The sequence below is a fragment of the Intrasporangium chromatireducens Q5-1 genome, from assembly GCF_000576575.1.
Lineage (GTDB): Bacteria > Actinomycetota > Actinomycetes > Actinomycetales > Dermatophilaceae > Intrasporangium_A > Intrasporangium_A chromatireducens.
Genome location: NZ_AWQS01000222.1, coordinates 1 through 6,270, shown reverse-complemented (window position 1 = coordinate 6,270; position 6,270 = coordinate 1). Strand labels below are relative to the sequence as shown.

Genomic DNA, 6,270 nt, shown 5'->3' with positions numbered 1-6,270 from the left:
GGCGTCGATGGCCGCGGCGACGCGCGCCGCGGGGGCGGCCAGCTCGCCCAGCGACCGCGCGCGGACCGGCTCGAGGAGCAGCTCGCCCAGCAACTCGTCGCTGGAGCGTCCCCCACCGACCTCGAGCTCCTCACGGCGCAGCAGTCGGCGCAACCGCCTCAGGCTGACGGCGTCGGCCCCACCGATCGGCGAGGTGATGAGGTCGGCAGCGACGGTGCCGTCGATCACGTGCTGCTGGCCCCGCTGCGCCGACCGGGCCACGGCGAGTGCCTCACGCAGCATCGTCAGCAACGGTCGGACCGCGAGCTCGTCGCGCACCGGGGTCTCGGCCGCGGGGGTCATGAGCGGCACCGAGGCCGTCGCGAGGAGCCGGCGCAACAGGGCCGCACGGCCGGCACCCCGCACGATGACAGCCATCTCGTCCCACGGGATGCCCTCGACGAGGTGTGCTCGTCGGAGGACCCCCGCGATGTGGGACGCCTCTTGGGCCGCTGACCTCAGCAACGCCACGTCGACGACACCACCGGAGCGTGCCGGTGTCCACGACCGCTGCTCGCCGCCGCCGAGCGCGCCGACCCGGGCGACGACTCTCGTGACGGCCTCGCGGACAGCGCTCGGCACCCGGTGAGACAGCTCCAGGACGCGCGTCTCCTGCTGCGCGGGCCGGCCCAGACTCTGCCATCCGTCGGCGAGGAACCGGGGATCGGCGCCCCGGAAGGTCTGCACGGCTGCGTCGGGGTCGCCGAGCAGGACGATGCGAGGTCCGGCGCCGGCCACGACCCGGAGCAGCCGAGCGGCGGCCGAGGTCAGCTCCTGTGCGTCGTCGACGACGAGGAGCGAGACGGCGTCACGAAGGCGGTCGAGCGCGAGGGGCTCCTCCTCGAGCAGGTCGGCGGCAGCCGTGAGGATCCACGCCGGGTCGTACGCGCCGTGCCGGCTGAAGGCGGTGACCTGGTCGTACTCGCGCAGCACGTGCGCGGCCGCGACCCACTCGGGGCGGTCGTGCTCCTTGCCGAGTGCGAGGAGGTCCTCGGGCCCGAGGCCGTGCTCGACCGCGCGCATCAGCAGGTCACGCAGCTCGTTGCGGAACCCACGAGTGCCGAGGGCAGCCCGCACCGACTCGGGCCAGTCGGGGCCAAGGACGTCGCCGGACGCATGCCCGGCGAGCAGGTCGCGCAGCACGACGTCCTGCTCCGGGCCGTTGAGCAGCCGGGGCGCCGGGTCGCCCCGCAGCGCCGCCTCCGAGCGCAGCAGCGCGAAGCCGAACGCCTGCCAGGTGCGGGCGAGCGACTGGGTGCTCGTCCCGTCGAGGCGAGCGGTCACCTGGTCGCGCAGGGCGGCTGCCGCCGGGCGGCTCGCGGCGAGGACGAGGCAGCGGTCGGCTCGCTCACCGGCCGTGACCTGGCGACGGACGAGCTCGACGGCAAGGGTGGACTTGCCGGTGCCCGGGCCGCCGAGCACCCGCAGGACGTGCGCCGTCGACTCGAGGACCGCCTGCTGACTGCCATCGAGCCGGATCGTCGGCACGGTGGGAGCGGCTGCACGGCGGAGGATGACCACGGCACCGATTGCATCACGCGGCGCCGACACCGCCCGCCACCGCGTCAGGGTGCGCCGCAGGCGGCAGCGCGGTGAGCGGCATACGACCGCTCAGCGGGCGGCAGCCGCGGTGAGCGGCATACGAGCTCTTCGCGCGCCACCTCTCAGCGCGCGACGAGCTCGACCTCGAAGCCGCCCGGGCTCTCCAGGTAGGCGGCGTGGTGGTCGGGACCGCCCGCGTGCGGGTGCGCCTCAGCGAAGAGGAGCGACCAGCCGTGGGCCGGCGCCTCGGCCACCATCGCGTCGACGTCCGTGCACGAGCCGGCGTGGAAGGCGAGGTGGTTGATGCCGGGACGGCGGCGTGTGTGCCCCCCTGCGAGCACATCAGGGCCGGACTCGACCACGACGTAGAGACTGCCAAGCTCCCACGCCCGGCCCCGCCCCCAGTCGTCCCCGAGCCGGTAGCCGAGGCGGGCCAGCAACCAGTCCCAGGCGGCGCCGTCGGTCGCGAGGTCCTCGACCCAGATCTCGACGTGGTGCAGCCCGCCGGTCGTCGCCGATCGGTCCGGTCCCTCCCAGCGGGCACGGGCCATGTCGGCGCGGGTCCCCGTGAGCGGCCCGCCGACCATCGGGGTGCCCTCGGCCCGCCAGCGCGCGAGGGCCTCGCCGTCGTGGCACTGCGGCGGCCGCCCGTCCGCGCGGATGACCCGCCACCACGGGACCTCGGAGCCGTAGCGGCTCATGACGGCGCCGACGTTGCGCGGGCCGCCCTCACCGAGCATCCGCGCGATGTCGCCGTAGGCGACGACCTTGCCCTCGGGGACCTGCGCGACGAGGTCGAGGACGCGCTCGGCGTAGTCCTCCAGGCTCACTCGTCTCGTCCTGTCAGTAGGGCGTCTGGGTCGGGTCGATCTGCTCGATCCACGCGATGATCCCGCCCTCGACGTTCGCGACGTCGGTGTAGCCGGCCCGCAGGGCGAGGCGTGTCGCCTCGGCTGATCGGCCACCGACCTTGCAGTGGATGAGGATTCGTCGGTCACGCGGCAGCTCGCGGAACGCGGCACCGGACCGGAACAGGTCGAGATGGATCGGCACCGCGCCGGGGATGGCGGCGATGGCGCGCTCCTCCTCGCCCCGCACGTCGACGAGCAGCGGGGGCTCCTGCGCCGCGAGCGCCTCGGCGGTCTGGTGCACGGTGACGCTCGGCACGGGCTCCTCGCCGGCCGCCGGGGCACCCGGCACGCCGCAGAACTCGACGTAGTCGATGAGCTCGGTGACGGTCGGGTGCGTGCCGCAGACCGGGCAGTCAGGGTCGGCCCGCACCGTCAGGGAGTCCCACGTCTGGCGGAGGGCGTCGTGGACGAGGAGGCGTCCGGTGAGCGGCTCGCCGATGCCGAGCAGGAGCTTGATCGCCTCGGTCGACTGGACCGACCCGATCGCGGCGCAGAGCACCCCGAACACGCCCCCCTCGGCGCAGCTGGGGACGGATCCCGGCGGCGGCGGTTGGGGAAAGACGCAGCGGTAGCACGGGCCGTGGCCCGCCCACCACACGGACACCTGCCCGTCGAAGCGCAGGATCGAGCCCCAGACGTGCGGCTTGCCGAGCATGACGCACGCGTCGTTGACGAGGTAGCGGGTCGGGAAGTTGTCGGTGCCGTCGACCACGACGTCGTAGTCGCGGATCACGTCGAGCGCGTTGCCCGAGTCGAGCCGGACGTCGTGCCGGATGACGTTGACGTGCGGGTTGACCCGGTGGACGGCCGCCTCGGCCGACTCCGTCTTGGGCCGGCCGATGTCGGTGTCGGAGTGGACGACCTGCCGGTGCAGGTTGGTCAGCTCGACGACGTCGGTGTCCACGATGCCGATCGTGCCCACCCCGGCGGCCGCCAGGTAGAGCAGGGCCGGCGAGCCCAGCCCGCCGGCGCCGACGACGAGGACCTTGGAGGCAACGAGCCGCTCCTGCCCCTCGATGCCCACCCCGGGAATGAGGACGTGGCGGGCATACCGGGTCACCTCGGGGCCGGTGAGCTGACGGCCGGTCTCGACGATCGCCTCGCTTCGCATGGCCCCACGGTACTGCTCGGTATGGTGTGAACGACATCGCGAGAGCCCTCGTCCCGGGCCTCCGGAACGACGAGAAGGATGCGGATGCCCGACGACCTCCACACCACCGCTCGCGGCCAGCGCCTGCCCCGCACCGAGCGTCGCGCGCAGTTGCTCGAGGCCGCCCTCCGCGTCTTCACGGAGAACGGCTACCACCAAGCCGCCATGGATGACATCGCGGCGCGGGCCCGCGTCTCCAAACCCGTTCTCTACCAGCATTTCCCGGGGAAGCTCGAGCTCTACCTCGCCCTCATCGACCGGCATGCGAGCGAGCTCGAGCGGCTGGTCAGGGACGCGCTGGCACTCGGCGACAACAAGACCCGCATCCGCACGATGGTGGCCGCCTACTTCGACTTCGTCGGTCACGAGGGCGCGGCGTTCCGGCTGATCTTCGAGTCCGACCTGGCCAACGAGCCGGAGGTGCGCAGCCGGCTCGACCAGATCGTGCTGACCTGTGCCGAGGCGATGGCCGGCATCATCCGGGACGAGACCGAGCTGGGCCAGGAGGAGGCGGTGATGATCGGCGTCGGTCTCGTGGGGCTCGCCCAGACGACGGCGCGGCACTGGCTCAGCCACGGCGACACGATCTCGAAGGAGACCGCGACGCGGATCACCGGAGCGCTCATCCGCCGCGGGATCGCCGGGTTCCCGGCGGTGTCGCGGGGCGAGGCCGCCGACGGGCGGGAATCGACCGTGTCCCCGGCTGGTTAAGGTGTCGGTTGCCCTACAGCCCTAGACCTACAGCCCTAGAACCGTGAGGAAGTGGTTGCCGTGGAGGTTCGGATCGGCGTTCAGAACTGCGCGCGCGAGATCTCGTTCGAGTCGAGCATGACAGCCGACCAGATCGTCGAAGCGGTGCGCGCGTCGCGCTCGGCCGACGTCCTCGAGCTGGCCGACGACAAGGGCGGGCGGATCATCGTGCCGAGCGCCGCCGTCGGCTATGTCACGACCGGCGCGGAGAAGAAGGGCGGCGTCGGCTTCGGCGCCCAGTGACGTTCGGCGTCTGCTGCTCCGACGCCCTTCCTCCCAACGCGAGCCGAATCGTTATCTGTCCGTGGCGTGCTGCGGCGCGCATTGCTGGGTACGGGATGGGCTGACAGGGACCGGACAACGGTCTGACGACGCCCAGGACCTGGGCGGAACAGGAGGAACAGTAGATGCTCGGCACAATCATCGGGGCCATCGTGGCCGGTTTGATCATTGGTGCGCTGGCCCGGCTCTTCATGCCCGGCAAGCAGAACATCTCACTGGTCATGACGATCATCATCGGGATCATCGCCTCGGTGGTTACGACGTTGATCCTTGGCGCGCTCTTCCACTACAACGGCGGTGGCGGTATCAGCTGGTGGTACTGGATCGTGAGCATCGTCGTCGCGATCATCGGCATCTCCATCTACGGGCGGGCGACGGACAAGACGACCTGACCCGACGACAGCAAGAGGGTCCGACCGCATTGGTCGGACCCTCTTGCTGTGCCCGCCCGTCACGCCGGGGGTATGCCGCTGAGTGGCCGCCCGCTCGCGACCGCACCCCCCGTTCGGGGCTCAGGGCGTGAGCCCGAGCCGCTCCATCCGCCGGGTGTGCTCGTCGGTCAGCCGGACGAACATCCGGCCGAGCTCGGCGAGGTCAGCGGCCGGCCGACCCGGCACGCCGATGAGCAGGGCGGTGAGCGCGTCCCGTTCGACCGCGACGTGCTGGGCCTGCGAGAGGGCCTCCCCGACCAGGCGCCGACCCCACAGCGCGAGGCGTCCAGCCACGCGGGGGTCCGCGGCCATCGCGTCGCGGACGGCGGTCACGACGAAGTCGGCGCGGCCCGAGTCGTCGAGGACCCGGATGACGAGATCGCGGGTGTCCGGGTCGACGTACGCGGCCACCTCGCGGTAGAAGTCCTGGGCGATGCCCTCGCCGACGTAGGCCTTGACGAGCCCCTCGAGCCACCCGGTGGGTCGGGTCCGTTCATGGAAGGCGTCGATTGCCGCGACGAACGGCTGCATCGCCTGCTCCGGCTCGACACCGAGGCTGCGCAGCCGGTCGGCCAGAAGCCGGTAGTGGCCGATCTCCTGCTCGGCGAGGAACGCGAGCTCGGAGCGCTGCGCGAGGCTCGGTGCCAGCTCGGCGTCGGCGGCGAGCTGGGAGAAGGCGCGCAGCTCGCCGTAGGCCAGGCCACCGAGCAGGTCCACGACGGCCGCCCGGAACTCGGGGTCGGCCAGGTCGAAGCCGGTCGGCTCGGGTGGGGTCAGGGCACCATCGGGGGTGATCATGGAGTCACAGTAGTGAGGTGGTCGGTGCCCCGCTCCGGACCCGGTAGACTGGCCGGGACCATTCGGTGCCCGGTCGGCCCTGAAGATCAGCATTGACGGTGCAGCATGGATGGCGCCGGGTTCCCAGCCCGGGCCTCAGTGCCCCGCAGACCTGCGGGCGTCGCCATTCCTCCCGAAAACCCCCGATCGGCCCGTCAGGAGACACTGAGCTCCCCTGCCCCACCTGGGCAGCGGGGTGCTCGTGCAGACCGAGAGACATACATGACCCAGAGCACGACCGAGGCGCCGGAGACGACCGAGCAGGCGCCGGTGATGGCGACGCCGGCCTCGACCAGCTTCGCCGACTACCCCATCCACCCCGACATCG

At 72.1% G+C, this 6,270-nt stretch carries 7 protein-coding genes; 3 read left to right on the top strand and 4 right to left on the bottom strand.

What is annotated here, in order from left to right:
- From N864_RS18070 to moeB, 3 genes are all read right to left on the bottom strand, one after another.
- A partial coding sequence (locus N864_RS18070) for a UvrD-helicase domain-containing protein (protein WP_034720286.1) occupies window positions 1-1,560 on the bottom strand: 1,560 nt, incomplete at its 3' end.
- 143 nt (window positions 1,561-1,703) lie between these two features.
- On the bottom strand, window positions 1,704-2,411 hold the full coding sequence (locus tag N864_RS24300) for an MGMT family protein (protein WP_169735988.1): 708 nt from the start codon (window positions 2,409-2,411) through the stop codon (window positions 1,704-1,706).
- A 13-nt stretch (window positions 2,412-2,424) separates the two neighbouring features.
- Complete coding sequence (gene moeB / locus N864_RS18060) at window positions 2,425-3,603, bottom strand: molybdopterin-synthase adenylyltransferase MoeB (RefSeq protein WP_034720279.1); 1,179 nt, start codon at window positions 3,601-3,603, stop codon at window positions 2,425-2,427.
- A gap of 84 nt (window positions 3,604-3,687) precedes the next feature.
- Here moeB and N864_RS18055 point away from each other — a divergent pair, with 84 nt between their 5' ends.
- The 3 genes from N864_RS18055 to N864_RS18045 all read left to right on the top strand — a co-directional run bounded on the left by N864_RS18055 (window position 3,688) and on the right by N864_RS18045 (window position 5,066).
- On the top strand, window positions 3,688-4,353 hold the full coding sequence (locus N864_RS18055; protein ID WP_081794013.1) for a TetR/AcrR family transcriptional regulator: 666 nt from the start codon (window positions 3,688-3,690) through the stop codon (window positions 4,351-4,353).
- A 60-nt stretch (window positions 4,354-4,413) separates the two neighbouring features.
- On the top strand, window positions 4,414-4,635 hold the full coding sequence (locus tag N864_RS18050; protein ID WP_034720276.1) for a DUF3107 domain-containing protein: 222 nt from the start codon (window positions 4,414-4,416) through the stop codon (window positions 4,633-4,635).
- A gap of 164 nt (window positions 4,636-4,799) precedes the next feature.
- Window positions 4,800-5,066 (top strand): GlsB/YeaQ/YmgE family stress response membrane protein, encoded by a 267-nt coding sequence (locus N864_RS18045; protein ID WP_034720273.1) that lies wholly within the window; start codon window positions 4,800-4,802, stop codon window positions 5,064-5,066.
- 120 nt (window positions 5,067-5,186) lie between these two features.
- Here N864_RS18045 and N864_RS18040 read toward each other — a convergent pair whose 3' ends face one another.
- On the bottom strand, window positions 5,187-5,903 hold the full coding sequence (locus N864_RS18040; RefSeq protein ID WP_034720270.1) for a ferritin-like fold-containing protein: 717 nt from the start codon (window positions 5,901-5,903) through the stop codon (window positions 5,187-5,189).
- Window positions 5,904-6,270 lie beyond the last annotated feature (367 nt).

Bases quoted from the DNA above. Each gene is read 5' to 3' on its own strand.
- N864_RS18040 (WP_034720270.1), bottom strand. From the start codon at position 5,903: ATGATCACCCCCGATGGTGCCCTGACCCCACCCGAGCCGACCGGCTTC.
- moeB (WP_034720279.1), bottom strand. From the start codon at position 3,603: ATGCGAAGCGAGGCGATCGTCGAGACCGGCCGTCAGCTCACCGGCCCC.
- N864_RS18045 (WP_034720273.1), top strand. From the start codon at position 4,800: ATGCTCGGCACAATCATCGGGGCCATCGTGGCCGGTTTGATCATTGGT.
- N864_RS18055 (WP_081794013.1), top strand. From the start codon at position 3,688: ATGCCCGACGACCTCCACACCACCGCTCGCGGCCAGCGCCTGCCCCGC.